Annotated in this window: 15 protein-coding genes; 12 read left to right on the forward strand and 3 right to left on the reverse strand. The window is 41.4% G+C overall.

Going from position 1 to position 15836, the window contains the following annotated elements; all coding sequences use genetic code 11:
• Nucleotides 1-2: 2 nt before the first annotated feature.
• From accB to HMPREF2979_RS01515, 5 genes are all read left to right on the forward strand, one after another.
• Entirely contained in the window at nucleotides 3-488 is a 486-nt protein-coding gene (gene accB, locus HMPREF2979_RS01495) for an acetyl-CoA carboxylase biotin carboxyl carrier protein (protein WP_070654759.1), read from the forward strand.
• A complete protein-coding gene (gene fabZ / locus HMPREF2979_RS01500) occupies nucleotides 485-910 on the forward strand; it encodes a 3-hydroxyacyl-ACP dehydratase FabZ (protein WP_070654761.1) in 426 nt (141 codons plus the stop codon). Before accB ends, fabZ begins: the two co-directional genes overlap by 4 nt.
• Nucleotides 911-1028: 118 nt before the next feature.
• On the forward strand, nucleotides 1029-2399 hold the full coding sequence (locus HMPREF2979_RS01505) for an acetyl-CoA carboxylase biotin carboxylase subunit (RefSeq protein ID WP_060972093.1): 1371 nt from the start codon (nucleotides 1029-1031) through the stop codon (nucleotides 2397-2399).
• Between the two features lie 5 nt (nucleotides 2400-2404).
• Complete coding sequence (accD, locus tag HMPREF2979_RS01510) at nucleotides 2405-3271, forward strand: acetyl-CoA carboxylase, carboxyltransferase subunit beta (protein WP_070654763.1); 867 nt, start codon at nucleotides 2405-2407, stop codon at nucleotides 3269-3271.
• Complete coding sequence (locus tag HMPREF2979_RS01515) at nucleotides 3268-4038, forward strand: acetyl-CoA carboxylase carboxyl transferase subunit alpha (protein WP_002885482.1); 771 nt, start codon at nucleotides 3268-3270, stop codon at nucleotides 4036-4038. Before accD ends, HMPREF2979_RS01515 begins: the two co-directional genes overlap by 4 nt.
• A gap of 28 nt (nucleotides 4039-4066) precedes the next feature.
• On the opposite strand, the gene HMPREF2979_RS01520 is transcribed toward HMPREF2979_RS01515, so the two are convergent.
• Nucleotides 4067-4549: an S-ribosylhomocysteine lyase gene (locus HMPREF2979_RS01520; protein WP_002885585.1), complete on the reverse strand. Its 483-nt coding sequence runs from the start codon at nucleotides 4547-4549 to the stop codon at nucleotides 4067-4069.
• Between the two features lie 143 nt (nucleotides 4550-4692).
• Between HMPREF2979_RS01520 and HMPREF2979_RS01525 the strand changes: the two genes are divergently transcribed.
• The 5 genes from HMPREF2979_RS01525 (at nucleotide 4693) to gorA (ending at nucleotide 11640) form a co-directional block, all read left to right on the forward strand.
• Nucleotides 4693-6300 carry a ribonuclease Y gene (locus HMPREF2979_RS01525; RefSeq protein ID WP_002885478.1) on the forward strand — a complete coding sequence of 536 codons (1608 nt, stop codon included), beginning with the start codon at nucleotides 4693-4695 and terminating at the stop codon, nucleotides 6298-6300.
• A gap of 212 nt (nucleotides 6301-6512) precedes the next feature.
• Entirely contained in the window at nucleotides 6513-7259 is a 747-nt protein-coding gene (locus HMPREF2979_RS01530; protein WP_070654764.1) for a DeoR/GlpR family DNA-binding transcription regulator, read from the forward strand.
• Nucleotides 7256-8167, forward strand: a complete 912-nt coding sequence (gene pfkB, locus HMPREF2979_RS01535; protein ID WP_002885581.1) for a 1-phosphofructokinase — start codon at nucleotides 7256-7258, stop codon at nucleotides 8165-8167. The genes HMPREF2979_RS01530 and pfkB overlap by 4 nt, the downstream gene beginning before the upstream one ends.
• The gene (locus HMPREF2979_RS01540; RefSeq protein ID WP_070654766.1) at nucleotides 8164-10140 is read left to right on the forward strand and encodes a PTS fructose transporter subunit IIABC; all 1977 of its coding nucleotides are present in this window, start codon (nucleotides 8164-8166) and stop codon (nucleotides 10138-10140) included. The genes pfkB and HMPREF2979_RS01540 overlap by 4 nt, the downstream gene beginning before the upstream one ends.
• 147 nt (nucleotides 10141-10287) lie before the next feature.
• Nucleotides 10288-11640 carry a glutathione-disulfide reductase gene (gene gorA / locus HMPREF2979_RS01545; protein ID WP_070654768.1) on the forward strand — a complete coding sequence of 451 codons (1353 nt, stop codon included), beginning with the start codon at nucleotides 10288-10290 and terminating at the stop codon, nucleotides 11638-11640.
• A 114-nt stretch (nucleotides 11641-11754) separates the two neighbouring features.
• On the opposite strand, the gene HMPREF2979_RS01550 is transcribed toward gorA, so the two are convergent.
• Together HMPREF2979_RS01550 and HMPREF2979_RS01555 are read right to left on the reverse strand one after the other, a co-directional pair.
• Nucleotides 11755-12999: a bifunctional folylpolyglutamate synthase/dihydrofolate synthase gene (locus HMPREF2979_RS01550; protein WP_070654770.1), complete on the reverse strand. Its 1245-nt coding sequence runs from the start codon at nucleotides 12997-12999 to the stop codon at nucleotides 11755-11757.
• A 44-nt stretch (nucleotides 13000-13043) separates the two neighbouring features.
• Nucleotides 13044-13505: a DUF6556 family protein gene (locus HMPREF2979_RS01555; RefSeq protein ID WP_014633949.1), complete on the reverse strand. Its 462-nt coding sequence runs from the start codon at nucleotides 13503-13505 to the stop codon at nucleotides 13044-13046.
• 108 nt (nucleotides 13506-13613) lie between these two features.
• Here HMPREF2979_RS01555 and HMPREF2979_RS01560 point away from each other — a divergent pair, with 108 nt between their 5' ends.
• Nucleotides 13614-14759: a cysteine desulfurase family protein gene (locus HMPREF2979_RS01560; protein ID WP_070654772.1), complete on the forward strand. Its 1146-nt coding sequence runs from the start codon at nucleotides 13614-13616 to the stop codon at nucleotides 14757-14759.
• 54 nt (nucleotides 14760-14813) lie between these two features.
• Nucleotides 14814-15836 (forward strand): tRNA uracil 4-sulfurtransferase ThiI (thiI, locus tag HMPREF2979_RS01565; RefSeq protein WP_070654774.1); only part of this gene is annotated, 1023 nt, incomplete at its 3' end.

Here is a 15836-nt window from a genome sequence, read left to right on the forward strand (position 1 = left end):
TCATGAATATTTCTGAAATCAAAGATTTATTGGCTCAATTTGATGCATCAACTTTACGTGAATTTTCATACAAAAATAACGGTGAAGAATTGAACTTGAGCAAAAATCAAACAAGTTCAGTAACAGCTGCCCCAGTAGCTCCTACAGTTGAAGTAGTTGCGCCAGCTCCTCAAGCTCCAGTAGCAGCGCCTACCGCTGTTGAAACTCCAGCAACACCAGTTAAAGAAGCTTCTGCTCCTGCTCAAGCTGCTGAAGGTGAAGTGGTTGAAAGTCCACTTGTTGGTGTGGCTTACTTGTCTCCATCACCTGAAAAACCAGCCTTTGTTTCTGTTGGTGATACTGTTAAGAAAGGTCAAACGCTTCTTATTGTTGAAGCAATGAAGGTGATGAATGAAGTGCCAGCACCTAAAGATGGTGTTATTACTGAAATCTTGGTAGCGAATGAAGAAGTTGTTGACTACGGAAAAGGATTGGTACGCATCAAATGACAATTGATATTAATGCTATTCGTGAAGCTTTACCACACCGTTATCCAATGCTTTTGGTTGACCGTGTGCTAGAAGTTTCAGAAGACGAAATCACAGCTATTAAAAATGTAACGATCAATGAACCTTTCTTTAATGGACATTTTCCTCAATACCCAGTTATGCCTGGCGTTCTTATCATGGAAGCCCTGGCGCAAACAGCTGGTGTTCTTGAATTGTCTAAACCTGAAAACAAGGGCAAACTAGTCTTTTATGCAGGTATGGATAAGGTTAAATTTAAAAAACAAGTGGTTCCTGGTGACCAACTTGTTATGACAGCTAAGTTTGTTAAACGTCGTGGAACAATTGCTGTTGTTGAAGCTAAGGCTGAAGTCAATGGTAAACTTGCTGCATCAGGTACTTTGACTTTTGCTATTGGAAGCTAATGTTTTGTGAAAATCCTTCTGGCGACAGTCGGAAAGGATTTTTCTTTAGATATTGGTCTATCACATAGAAAGGAAATCAACACAGACTATCAAAAAATGTCTGATGTTATCTTGTTTTATGTTTAAAAAATTATTGATTGCCAATCGTGGTGAAATTGCAGTGCGTATTATCCGTGCAGCGCGTGAATTGGGTATCCAAACGGTTGCTATTTATTCTGAAGCGGATAAGGATTCTCTACATACTATGCTCGCTGATGAAGCTATTTGTATCGGGCCTGCAAAATCAACGGATTCTTATTTGAATATGAATCGTGTCCTATCAGCTGCTATTGTGACTGAGGCTCAAGCTATTCATCCAGGGTTTGGTTTCTTGAGTGAAAACTCTAAATTTGCCACTCTCTGTGAAGAAATGAACATCAAGTTTATTGGTCCTTCAGGCGAAGTCATGGACAAGATGGGTGATAAAATCAATGCCCGTGCTGAAATGATTAAGGCTAATGTCCCTGTAATTCCTGGTTCAGATGGTGAAGTCTTTACAGTTGAGGAGGCTTTAGAGGTTGCCAACCGTCTTGGTTACCCAGTAATGCTTAAGGCTTCTGCTGGTGGTGGCGGTAAGGGGATTCGTAAGGTTAACACTGAAGAAGAGTTAGCTCCTGCCTTCGAATCTGCGTCACAAGAAGCTAAAGCAGCCTTTGGTAATGGGGCGATGTATATTGAAAAAGTTATTTACCCAGCTCGTCATATCGAGGTTCAAATTTTGGGAGATAGCTATGGTAATATTGTTCACCTAGGTGAGCGTGATTGCTCTCTTCAACGTAATAACCAAAAGGTTTTGGAAGAATCACCGTCAGTTGCTATTGGTAAGACACTTCGTCACGAAATTGGTTCAGCGGCTGTCCGTGCCGCTAAGGCTGTTAATTATGAAAATGCGGGTACTATCGAGTTCCTTCTTGATGAGAAAACAGGTCAGTTCTACTTTATGGAAATGAACACCCGTGTTCAAGTTGAGCACCCAGTTACAGAATTTGTAAGTGGTGTGGATATTGTTAAAGAACAAATCCGTATTGCCGCAGGTGAAAAACTCTCTGTGACCCAAGATGATATTGAAATCAAGGGACATGCTATTGAGTGTCGTATCAATGCAGAAAATCCTAAGTTCAATTTTGCACCTAGTCCAGGGAAAATTAGCAATCTCTATCTACCTAGTGGTGGTGTTGGTCTTCGTGTAGACAGTGCAGTCTATCCTGGCTATACTATTCCACCTTACTATGATTCAATGATTGCCAAAATCATTGTTCATGGAGAGAATCGATTTGAGGCACTCATGAAGATGCAACGTGCCCTTTACGAACTCGAAATCGATGGTGTTGTGACTAATGCTGACTTCCAGTTGGATTTGATTTCAGATCGTAGCGTTATCGCTGGGGATTATGATACTTCCTTCTTGATGGAGACCTTCCTACCAGATTATCAGAATCGTGAGGAATAAAGTTTATGGGATTATTTGATCGAAAAGAAAAGTATATCCGTATCAATCCTAACCGTTCTGTACGTAATGGGGTTGATCACCAAGTGCCAGAAGTTCCAGATGAACTTTTTGCCAAATGTCCTGGGTGTAAACAAGCTATTTATCAAAAGGACTTGGGACAAGCTAAAATTTGTCCAAATTGTTCTTATACCTTCCGTATTTCAGCTAAAGAACGTCTCGATTTAACGGTTGATGAGGGTTCTTTCCAGGAACTTTTTACAGGAATTGAAACCAAAAATCCATTGAATTTCCCAGGTTATATGGAGAAATTAGCGGCAACCAAGGAAAAAACTGGTCTTGATGAAGCAGTTGTGACAGGCGTTGCAACTATCAAGGGACAAAGAACAGCCTTGGCTATTATGGATTCTAACTTTATCATGGCTTCAATGGGAACTGTTGTTGGTGAAAAAATCACCCAGCTCTTTGAACATGCGATTGAAGAAAAACTTCCAGTTGTTATTTTTACAGCATCTGGTGGTGCTCGTATGCAAGAAGGTATTATGAGTTTGATGCAAATGGCTAAGATTTCAGCAGCCGTAAAACGTCATTCTAATGCTGGCTTGTTGTATCTGACTGTCTTGACAGATCCAACCACTGGTGGGGTTACAGCAAGTTTCGCTATGGAAGGTGACATTATCTTGGCTGAGCCACAAACCTTGATTGGTTTCGCAGGTCGTCGTGTCATTGAAAACACAGTTCGCGAAACTTTGCCAGATGATTTCCAAAAGGCTGAGTTCCTTCAAGAACATGGTTTTGTTGATGCCATTGTTAAACGTACAGAGTTGGCTGATACCATTGCCACACTCTTATCATTCCATGGAGGTGTTCAATGAGCGACGTAGCACGTATTTTAAAAGAAGCGCGTGACCAAGGCCGTTTAACTGCTTTGGACTTTGCCCAAGGAATCTTCGATGATTTTATCGAACTTCATGGCGACCGTAATTTCCGAGACGATGGTGCCGTTATTGGTGGTATTGGTCGTTTAAATGGTCAAGCTGTTACTGTAGTGGGTATTCAAAAAGGTAGAAATCTTCAAGACAACCTTAACCGTAACTTTGGCCAACCACATCCAGAGGGCTATCGTAAGGCTCTTCGACTTATGAAACAGGCTGAAAAGTTTGGTCGTCCAGTTGTTACCTTTATCAATACTGCAGGTGCTTATCCTGGTGTTGGAGCAGAGGAACGTGGACAAGGTGAGGCAATTGCGCGTAACCTTATGGAAATGAGTGATCTTAAGGTGCCAATTATTGCCATCATCATTGGTGAAGGTGGTTCGGGAGGAGCTCTTGCCTTGGCGGTAGCCGATAAGGTTTGGATGCTTGAAAATACCATCTACTCTATCTTGAGTCCGGAAGGGTTTGCGACTATTCTCTGGAAAGATGGCTCACGTTCAGAAGAGGCAGCAGAGTTGATGAAGATTACATCAGGCGAGTTGCTTAATATGGGAATCGTTGATAAGGTGATTCCAGAACGTGGTTACTTTACAAGTGAAATTATTGAAGCGATTAAGACAGCAATCGTAGATGAGTTGGCAGAATTAAGCCAATTATCAACAGAGGACTTGCTTGAAGCGCGTTATCAACGTTTTAGAAAATACTAAAAAACATTGGGATATATCCCAATGTTTTTTAAACGGTATGGCGTTCGAAGGCTTGGTCTGAGATACCTTGCTCAAGGATAAGTTTAGCCCATTCCTTAGCTGAATGAAGACTGTGATCCTTGTAGTTACCACAAGATTCAATGGTAGTTCCTGGAACATCTTCCCATGTAATCTCGTTAGCAATAGCTTCAAGACTAGATTTGATAACTTTAGCAATTTCTGTAGGATCTTGTTTACCCCACATAATCATATGGAAGCCTGTACGGCAACCAAATGGTGAGCAATCAATAAGTCCATCGATACGTTGACGGATCAGTTTAGCGAGTAGGTGTTCGATAGTATGAAGACCACCTGTGTCAATACTATTTTCATTAGGTTGAATTAAACGGATATCAAAGTTTGTAATGATATCTCCTTTAGGTCCAACTTCCTCTGAAATAAGACGGACATAAGGCGCTTTTACAATGGTATGATCAAGTTCAAAACTTTCAACAGTAACGTCTTTTGGCATGGTAATACCTCCCTATTCTAATAGAGTTATGATACCACAAAATCAGTTTAAAGTTCTAGTATTTATTTGAGAAATCGCTATAAATATGATACACTAGAAGACGGTTTTCTTTAGGGAAACCTTAGAAAAGTTGAGGTAAAGACATGATAAACATGATAATTTTAGTTGTCTTTGCACTCATTGGTTTAGTCGTTGGATATTTAGCAATTTCTATTAAACTTAGCAAAGCTAAGGAACAAGCAGAAACTACCTTGCTAAAGGCAGAACAAGACGCTGTGAACCTTCGCAGTCAGGCGGAACATGATGCAGATCATCTGCGTGTGACTGCTGAACGCGAAAGTAAGGCTCAACGTAAAGAGTTCTTGTTAGAAGCAAAAGAGGAAGCTAGAAAATATCGAGAAGATATTGAAAAAGAATTCAAATCTGAGCGTCAAGAGCTTAAACAAATGGAAAATCGTTTAACAGAACGTGCCACTAGCCTTGATCGTAAGGATGAAAATCTATCAAGTAAAGAACTTGCCCTCGAGAAGAAAGAGCAGAGTCTTGCTGACAAATCTAAACATCTTAATGAGCGTGAAGAGAATGTGACTCAGTTGGAGGCTGAGAAGCAAGCTGAACTTGAACGTGTTGGTCAGATGACCATTGCAGAAGCGCGTGAGGTAATCTTAACGGAGACTGAAAATAATCTGACTCATGAGATTGCAACACGTATCAAAGATGCAGAAGCACAGGTTAAAGATACTGTTGATAAGAAGGCCAAAAATGTGTTGGCGCAAGCTATGCAACGCTTGGCTGGAGATTATGTTACTGAACAAACAGTAACTACTGTTCACCTTCCAGATGACAATATGAAAGGTCGTATCATTGGACGTGAGGGGCGTAACATCCGTACGCTTGAAAGTCTAACAGGTATTGACGTTATTATTGACGATACTCCAGAAGTGGTTGTCCTTTCTGGTTTCGATCCCGTTCGTCGTGAAATTGCACGTATGACTCTCGAAGCCTTGATTAAGGATGGACGCATCCATCCAGCTCGTATTGAAGAGTTGGTTGAGAAGAGCCGTCAGGAAATGGATAACCGTATCCGTGAATATGGTGAGGAAGCAGCTTACGAAATTGGAGCTATGAATCTTCACCCTGACTTGATCAAGATTATGGGACGCTTGCAGTTCCGTACGTCGTATGGTCAAAATGTACTTCGTCACTCAGTTGAAGTTGGTAAACTAGCAGGTATCATGGCTGGTGAATTGGGTGAAAATGTTGCCCTCGCTCGTCGTGCTGGTTTCCTTCACGATATGGGGAAAGCCATTGACAAAGAAGTCGAAGGTAGCCACGTAGAGATTGGTGCTGAGTTTGCACGTAAGTACAAAGAACATCCAGTTGTGGTTAACGCTATCGCTAGCCACCATGGCGATGTAGAACCTGAGAGCGTCATTGCAGTTATTGTAGCTGCAGCAGATGCTTTGAGTTCGGCTCGTCCAGGGGCTCGTAATGAATCTGTTGAGAATTACGTCAAACGCCTTCGTGATTTGGAAGAAATTGCATCAAGCTTTGACGGTGTTCAAACAAGCTTCGCCCTTCAAGCTGGTCGTGAGATTCGTATTATGGTTCATCCAAACAAAATCTCTGATGATGAAGTTACGATCTTGTCTCACAAGGTACGTGAACAAATTGAGAAGAATTTGGATTACCCAGGAAATATTAAGGTTACAGTCATTCGTGAATTCCGTGCGGTTGACTATGCCAAATAAGATAAGAGAGCCGCAAGGCTTTTTTATTTTGCACTTGATACTGAAAGGTTGTATTTTTTTTGAAAATGTAAGAACTTTCTTATCAAATTGCGTCATTTTGGTAGATTAGTGTTTTGTGATGAAATATTTTGATTTTTTTTGACTGTTTTTAGTTGACAGTTATTAAAAATTGAGTATAATAGATTTTGTAAACGATTACAGAAGGAGAGATTATGCTAAAGTCTGAACGTAAGCAGATTATCTTGTCTCAGTTGAAACAAGATGGTTTTGTCACTTTGGAAAACCTAACTGTTTTGTTAAGTGATACTTCCGAGTCGACGATTCGTCGTGACTTGGACGAGTTAGCGGCAGATGGCCAACTTAAACGTGTTCATGGTGGTGCTGAAAGCATTCATGGTCTAAAGGAAGAAATTGCCAATAGTCAAAAAGCTATTAGAAACGTTCAAGAAAAGGCTCAGTTAGCTGGTTATGCTGCCGATTTGATTAAGGAAGGTGATGTCGTCTTTCTTGAGGCTAGTACAACAAATGAACTTTTGATTCCACATTTGGCCAATCGTCAGGTAACGGTTGTGACTAATTCTATCCATCATGCGGTTAAGTTGGTAGATCTTGGTGTTAGCACTAGGATTGTTGGAGGAAAGGTTAAACATTCAACGGATGCCTCTATTGGAAGTACTGCTCAAGAGCAAATCAGACAGCTGAATTTTGATTGTGCTTTCATTGGTGCTAATGGCGTTGATGCTCATTATTTCACCACACCAGACATGGAAGAGGCAGTTATCAAACGGACGGTTATAGCCAATGCGCAAAAAGCCTACGTTCTAGCTGATGCCTCTAAACTTGGTCAGATTACCTATGCTAAGGTAGCCGAGGTCGAGAAAGTAACCATAATTACAAACGCTTCGGAAGAAGAGCTCCTACAAGAATTAAAAGAGAAAACGAGGGTTATTGAAGTATGATTTATACTGTAACGCTGAATCCATCAATCGACTTCATTGTTCGTATCGATAAAGTAGAGATTGGTGAAGTTAACCGTATGGAGAGTGATGATAAGTTCGCTGGCGGTAAGGGTATTAATGTTAGTCGTATATTGCAACGTTTAGGTGTTGATAATACTGCAACGGGCTTCATCGGTGGTTTTACAGGACGTTTTGTGACAGATGGTTTGGATGCAGAGGGCATTAAAACCAAGTTTGTAGCAGTGGATCAAGACACACGTATTAATGTTAAAATCAAGGCTGACCAAGAAACTGAAATTAATGGTGCAGGACCTGTCATTAATGAGTATCAATTGGCTGAATTGGAAGCTGTTCTTTCAAGTGTAAGTGCCGATGATGTGGTTGTTTTTGCTGGATCAGCACCAAGCAATCTTGGAAACAAGGTCTATAACAAATTGATTCCACTAGTGCGTGAAACGGGTGCACAGGTTGTCTGTGACTTTGAAGGTCAAACCTTGCTTGATTCCTTGGCTTACCAACCACTCTTGGTTAAACCAAATAACCATGAGTTAGAAGCTATTTTCAATGTCAAACTTAATGGTTTGGCTGATGTTGAAAAATATGCGCGTGAAATCCTTGCTAAGGGTGCACAGAACGTTATCATCTCAATGGCAGGTGATGGAGCGCTGCTTGTCACACCAGAGGCTGCTTACTTTGCCAAACCAATCAAGGGAACAGTTAAAAACTCTGTTGGTGCGGGTGACTCGATGGTTGCTGGTTTCACTGGTGAGTTTGTTAAATCAGGTGATCCGATTGAGGCTCTCAAGTGGGGAGTAGCGTGTGGAACATCTACAGCTTTCTCAGATGATTTAGCGACAATTGAATTTATTAAAGAAACATACAATAAAGTAGAGGTAGAAAAACTATGAAAATTCAGGATTTACTGAACAAGAAAGTAATGTTGCTTGACCTTCAAGCAACTACAAAAGAAGCTGCTATCGATGAAATGATTAACAGCTTGGTTGACAATGGTGTTGTGACTGACTTTGATGTTTTCAAAGCAGGTATTATGGCTCGTGAAGCACAAACATCAACTGGTTTGGGTGATGGAATCGCTATGCCACACAGCAAAAATGCTGCAGTAAAAGAAGCAACAGTACTTTTTGCTAAATCTAATAAAGGTGTAGATTACGAATCACTTGATGGTCAACCTACAGACCTCTTCTTTATGATTGCTGCTCCAGAGGGAGCAAATGACACTCACTTGGCAGCCCTTGCTGAGTTGTCAAAATACCTTATGCAAGATGGTTTTGCTGATCGTTTGCGTAAGGTGACTTCTCCAGATGAAGTGATTGCTGCTTTTAATACGGGCGAAGAAGAAGCACAAGCTGAGGAAGCTAAGAAAGCACAAGCTGTTAAAGAAGCAGCTTCAAGCGATAAACCACTTATCGTAGCCGTCACAGCTTGTACAACTGGTATTGCTCACACTTACATGGCTGAAGAATCACTAATTAAAACAGGTGAAGAAATGGGAGTCAATGTTCGTGTTGAAACTAACGGTGCTTCAGGAGTTGGAACACCTTTGACTTCCGAAGAAATCAGTAAGGCTGTAGGTGTTATTGTAGCAGCAGACAAGGCAGTTGAAACAGCACGTTTCGATGGTAAAAAATTGCTTTCTAAACCAGTCGCTGCAGGTATTCGTCAACCTCAAGAATTAATCCAAAACATCTTGGATGGAAAAGCTGAAGTCTTCCACGCTGAAAATGCTGGAGCTGCTCAAGAATCAAGTGAGAAATTGAGCCTTGGTGGTGCCTTCTATAAACACTTGATGAGTGGGGTATCACAAATGCTTCCATTCGTTATCGGTGGTGGTATCATGATTGCGCTTGCCTTCTTGCTTGACCAAATCATGGGTGTTCCTAAAGATCAATTGTCACAACTTGGTTCTTACCATGAAATTGCTGCTCAATTCAAAGCAATTGGTGGCGCTGCCTTTGGCTTCATGCTTCCAGTACTTGCAGGTTACATTGCTTACTCTATCGCTGAAAAACCAGGTTTGGTATCAGGTTTCGTAGCTGGTGCTATTGCTTCAAGTGGTGCAGCCTTTGGTGGTGTTCCATTTGCTTCAGGTGGTAAAGCAACCCTTGCCCTTGCTGGCGTATCTTCTGGTTTCCTTGGAGCTCTTGTTGGTGGTTTCCTTGCAGGTGGTGTTATCCTTGTTCTTCGTAAACTCTTGGCAGGTATTCCACGTGCCCTTGAAGGAATCCGTTCTATCTTGCTCTTGCCACTTCTTGGTGTATTTGCTACTGGTTTCTTGATGTTGGCAGTAAATATCCCAATGGCAGCAATTAATACTGGTCTTAATAACTTCTTGTCAAGCTTGTCAGGAAGCTCAGCCGTACTACTTGGTCTCCTTGTTGGTGGTATGATGGCAGTGGATATGGGTGGACCAGTCAACAAAGCAGCTTATGTCTTTGGTACAGGTACTCTCGCAGCAACAGTAACTTCAGGTGGTTCAGTTGTTATGGCAGCAGTTATGGCGGCTGGTATGGTTCCTCCGTTGGCAGTATTTGTAGCAACACTCTTGTTTAAAGATAAATTTACTGAAGAAGAACGCAACTCTGGTTTGACAAACATTGTTATGGGACTTTCATTCATCACTGAAGGTGCAATCCCATTTGGTGCAGCTGACCCAGCACGCGCTATCCCAAGCTTTATCGTCGGTTCAGCTCTTACAGGAGCTCTTGTAGGTATGGCAGGAATCAAATTGATGGCACCACACGGAGGTATCTTCGTAATTGCCCTCACATCAAATGCCCTTCTCTACCTTCTCTTCATCTTGATTGGTGCTGTGGTATCAGGTATCCTCTTCGGATTCCTTCGCAAACCACTTGATAAATAAGATATGACAAAACAATCTCGTTGTGACGGGGTTGTTTTTTGTGTCGTAGCAGATTTTTGTCAGGGTACCTATTTTATGATAAAGTATAGGCAGAAATGGCTTACCTAGTAGCTAATACGCTGTATAAAGAAACATAAGAGGTAAAATATGGTAAAAGAATACGATTATATTGTCATTGGTGGTGGTTCTGGTGGTATTGCCAGTGCCAATCGTGCTGCCATGCATGGTGCTAAGGTTATTCTCTTTGAAGGAAAAGAGGTCGGTGGTACCTGTGTCAATGTAGGTTGTGTGCCTAAAAAGGTCATGTGGTATGGTGCTCAGGTTGCTGAAACCCTTCACCGTTATGCAGGCGAGTATGGTTTTGATGTGACAATTAATAAGTTTGATTTTGCAACGCTTAAGGCCAATCGTCAGGCTTATATCGATCGTATCCATGGTTCTTATGAGCGTGGTTTTGATAGCAATGGCGTTGAACGTGTATACGAGTATGCAAGATTTGTTGACCCTCATACGGTTGAAGTAGCGGGTGAGCGTTATACAGCACCCCATATCCTTATTGCGACTGGTGGTCACGCCCTTTATCCAAACATTCCAGGTAGTGAATATGGGATTACCTCAGATGGTTTCTTTGAACTAGATGAGGTGCCAAAACGTACAGCTGTTATTGGTGCTGGCTACATCGCCGTTGAGGTTGCTGGTGTTCTCAATGCTCTTGGAAGTGATACACACCTCTTTGTGCGTAAAGATCGTCCATTGCGTACCTTCGACAAGGATATCGTTGATGTTTTAGTTGATGAAATGGCTAAATCTGGTCCAACCCTCCATACGCATGCTAATGCGACAGAGGTAGTGAAAAATGCAGATGATTCCTTGACCATTAGTTTCGATAATGGAGAAACGATTACTGTTGATTGCCTCATCTGGGCTATTGGACGCGCAGCCAACACCTATGGTTTTGGACTTGAAAAGACAGGTGTTAAACTGACTGAAAAAGGAACAATCTATTCGGATGAATTTGAAAATACCTCTGTTCCTGGTATCTACGCCCTTGGAGATGTGACTGGTAAACTTGATTTGACACCAGTTGCAGTCAAGGCGGGACGTCAATTATCAGAGCGACTTTTCAACAATCAAGCTGATGCTAAGCTTGATTATACTGATGTAGCAACCGTGGTCTTTAGCCATCCAGTTATTGGTTCTGTTGGCTTGACTGAAGAAAAAGCAATCGCTAAATATGGTGAGGAGAATATTAAGGTTTATAAATCAAGTTTCACTCCAATGTATACAGCCCTTGGAGACAATCGTCAGCCTTCAACTATGAAATTAGTAACGCTTGGTAAGGATGAAAAAATCATTGGTCTTCACGGTATTGGCTATGGTGTTGATGAGATGATTCAAGGTTTCTCTGTGGCTATTAAGATGGGAGCAACTAAGGCTGATTTTGATAATACGGTTGCCATTCATCCAACAGGTTCAGAAGAATTTGTAACGATGAGATAGAAAAGTAAAGTCTGTCTAGCTAAATGGATAGACTTTTCTTTGTGTTCAAATAGCAGCCTACACTTTGTGTAAAACTATAGATTGTCTAAATAAAAAAGGCCTTCAGGCCTTATTTTATTTAATTAAGTAGTTTCTTACTGCTGATATAAAGTAAAGAGATCCAGTGACAACAAATAGGTCATCAGAATTTGCTGATTCAGCTTGTGCTAGCCAGTCTCTATAGTCGGCAACACGTTTGAAGTCTTTGGGATAGTCATCCAAGGGGAGTGCCTCAAAAAAGTCAAAGCTGGTTACCGTTATATCATAATCTTTCAATTCCTCTAGTAAGTCTGCCAAAGGCTTTCGTCTAAGTCCTGCAAAGAGGATATGTACCCTACGATTAGCGAAGTTATCTTTTAGTACCTGCTTTAAGCTGGCAATTCCTTGAGGGTTATGAGCACCATCTAGATAAATGTTATTTCCTATCCACTCACTACGACCAGGCCAATGCGTCTCTTCAATCCCCTCTTGGATGCTCTTATCGGTAATCTTTGGAAATGTTTGAGCTAGGAGATGGGCAGCAGTGACAGCTAGCCCAGCATTGTTTTCTTGATGCTGTCCTAACATTGGTAGTTTAAGATTTGGACTTTCCCAATGGTCATAAGAAATTTGAATCGTTTGATCGTCTTTCGAAAGCAGCTGAATTTCCCTATCAATGATAGCTAAAGGTGCTTGTAGGTCATGTGATTTTTGGTTGAAGAAATGTTCAACTTCTGTAGAGACACGACCAAGTAAGATAGGTGTGTTTTCTCGCATGACGCCTGCCTTATGATTGGCAATGTCCAAAAGGCTATCGCCCAAGGTCTCAGTGTGATCAAATCCAATCGAAGTACAGATGACAAGCTCTGGCGAAAGAACATTGGTCGAATCAAGTCGTCCCCCAATCCCAGCTTCAATGATAGCCATATCAACCTGTTTAAGGTCGAAGTAGAGGAACATGAGTAAGGTGACCAATTCAAATTCTGTTGGTCGGTCAAAATCAGTGTGCTCCTCTAAATCATTGAGAAGAACCTGAGCTTTCGCGACAAGGCTAATCAAATCCTTATCAGGAATTTCTGTGCCATTAATACTAATACGTTCGTTGAAGCGAGTAATATAAGGGGAGGTGAAAGTCCCGACCTGATAGCCTGACTTTGTTAGGATATTTTGTAGGTAGCTAGTTGTTGACCCCTTACCATTGGTCCCGACAATATGTACCGTTGGATAGTGAGACTGGGGATCTCCAGCTTGTTTCAAGAGCCAACGCATACGTTCGAGTTGAGGGCGACGGCCATTGCCCTTGAAAGAATGGATAAAATTTAGAGTTTCTGTATAGTTCATAGGATTATAGAAAAAAGGCAGGGTTTCCTAGCCTTTTACATGTCTTAGTTAGAAGCGGCGTCACCAGTTGTTGCGCCACCAGTAGTCGCATTGCCAGATGTTGTGTCTGCAGTAGCTGCTGATGAAGAGGTAGTCGTATTGCCACCCGTTGTTGTATCTGCAGATGACGAATAGGTGTTAGTTCCTGCTTGGCTACTTGTTTCTGTTTCTGAATCAGTCGCATTGCCATAACTAGATGAAGTAGCGCTTGATTCTTGAGTCTTATTATTGCCTTCTTTGATGACTACAGTTGATTGATTGGCTGATGAATCAGAAGTGTCCTTATTTTTAGAGGCTGTGAAATTCATGATGGTGATTGAAGCCACGATGATTGACAAAATTGTCCCGACGGCAGTGAGGACTTTTTGGAAGGCAGTGAAGCCTTTTGTAACGTGTTCAGTCACCTTTGGGGCAGATTTTTTTTCTTCTTTTGATGAATGATTACGGCGTGAGTAATTTTCAGACATGATGCTCTCCTTAAAAATATTTCGTACTTTCTATTATATGATTTTCTCGCAAAAATTGCTAAAAAAATTATGCTATAATAAATAGTAAATAAAAATCGAGGAAAAATCATGATTTATTTTGATAATTCGGCCACGACGGTGCCTTATCCAGAGGCACTTAGAACCTATCAAGAAGTGGCTACTAAAATTTTTGGGAACCCATCCAGCCTACACCAATTAGGAACATCTGCGACACGTATTTTGGAGGCTTCTCGTAAGCAAGTTGCGGAACTCATTGGAAAATCAGCCGATGAGATTTTCTTTACGTCTGGAGGAACCGAAGGTGATAACTGGGTCATCAAAGGTGTAGCTTTTGAAAAAGAGCCTTACGGCAAACACATCATTGTTTCTGATATTGAACACCCAGCGGTAAAAGAATCTGCCAAATGGCTTTCAGAGCATGGTTTCGAGGTGTCTTATGCACCAGTAAATGAGCAAGGGTTTGTGGATGTTGAAGCTCTTGCTGGATTATTACGCCCTGACACAATCTTAGTTTCGGTTATGGCTGTTAATAACGAAATCGGATCAATCCAACCTATTCAAGCCATTTCAGATCTTTTGGCCAATGAGCCTACGGTATCTTTCCATGTGGATGCTGTCCAGGCTATTGGGAAGATTCCTGTATCGTCATATTTAACCGACCGTGTAGATTTTGCGACTTTTTCTGGTCACAAGTTTCATGCTGTTCGTGGTGTCGGTTTTGTCTACAAAAAGGCAGGAAAAAAGATTACGCCGCTCTTAACTGGTGGTGGTCAAGAAAAAGATTTTCGTTCAACGACTGAAAATGTTGCCGGCATTGCGAGTATGGCCAAGGCCTTGCGCTTGGTAACTGACAAAGAGGAATTTTCTCTTCCTAAAATTGCCAAGATGAAAAAGATTATCTTTGACGAATTGGCTAAGTACGAGGATATTACTATTTTCTCAGGTGAGGGTGAAGACTTTGCTCCCAATATTTTGACCTTTGGAATCAAGGGTGTTCGAGGTGAAGTTATTGTCCACGCTTTTGAAGAGCATCAAATCTATATTTCAACGACATCAGCATGTTCATCTAAGGCGGGTAAACCAGCGGGAACCCTTATTTCTATGGGTGTACCGACTAAGTTAGCTCAAACAGCTGTTCGTATCAGTCTTGATGATGACAATGATATGGGACAGGTGGAACAGTTCCTCACGATTTTCAAGCAGGTCTACGCCAAGACACAAAAAGTGAGATAGCAAGAGTTAATCGACTAAACAATAAAACTAAATTCGAATTTAAAAGGAAAAGGAATGACACTAACATATTCAGAAATTATGGTTCGCTATGGTGAATTGTCTACCAAGGGCAAGAACCGTATGCGCTTTATCAATAAACTTAGAAATAATATTAAAGATGTCCTATCCATCTATCCAGAAGTTAAAGTGACTTTTGATCGAGACCGTGGACATATCTATCTCAATGGTACAGACTACGAGCCAGTAGCAGAGTCTTTGAAGCAAATTTTTGGTATTCAAGCTTTTAGTCCTGTTTACAAGTTTGAAAAAGATGTCGAAGTCTTGAAAAAAGCTGTTCAAGACATTATGACTGGACTCTATCGTGATGGTCTCACTTTTAAAGTAACTGCCAAACGTAGTGACCATGACTTTGTTCTCGACAGTCGTGAGCTCAATCTTACTTTAGGAAATGCAGTTTTTGATGTATTACCTGACATTAAGGCTCAGATGAAGGGGCCGGACGTCAACCTTAAGGTAGAAATTCGTGCCGAGGCGGCTTATATTTCTCACGAGGAAATCAAAGGAGCAGGCGGTCTACCTGTAGGTACTGCTGGTAAAGGAATGCTCATGCTTTCAGGTGGGATTGACTCACCAGTGGCGGGTTATCTTGCCCTTAAACGTGGCGTGGATATTGAAGCTGTCCACTTTGCAAGTCCTCCTTACACTAGCCCTGGAGCTCTTAAAAAGGCTCAAGATTTGACCCGTAAGTTGACTAAATTTGGTGGTAATATTCAGTTCATCGAAGTACCATTTACTGAAATTCAAGAAGAAATCAAAGAAAAAGCACCAGAAGCTTATTTGATGACCTTGACACGTCGCTTTATGATGCGTATTACTGACCGTATTCGTGAAGAACGCCGAGGCCTTGTGATTATCAATGGTGAAAGTCTTGGTCAGGTTGCTAGTCAGACTATGGAGTCTATGCAGGCGATTAATGCTGTTACATGTACGCCAGTGATTCGCCCGGTTGTCACTATGGACAAGTTGGAAATCATTGATTTGGCACAAAAAATTGATACCTTTGACATTTCCATTCAA

The sequence above is a fragment of the Streptococcus sp. HMSC078H12 genome (assembly GCF_001814615.1).
Lineage (GTDB): Bacteria > Bacillota > Bacilli > Lactobacillales > Streptococcaceae > Streptococcus > Streptococcus salivarius_F.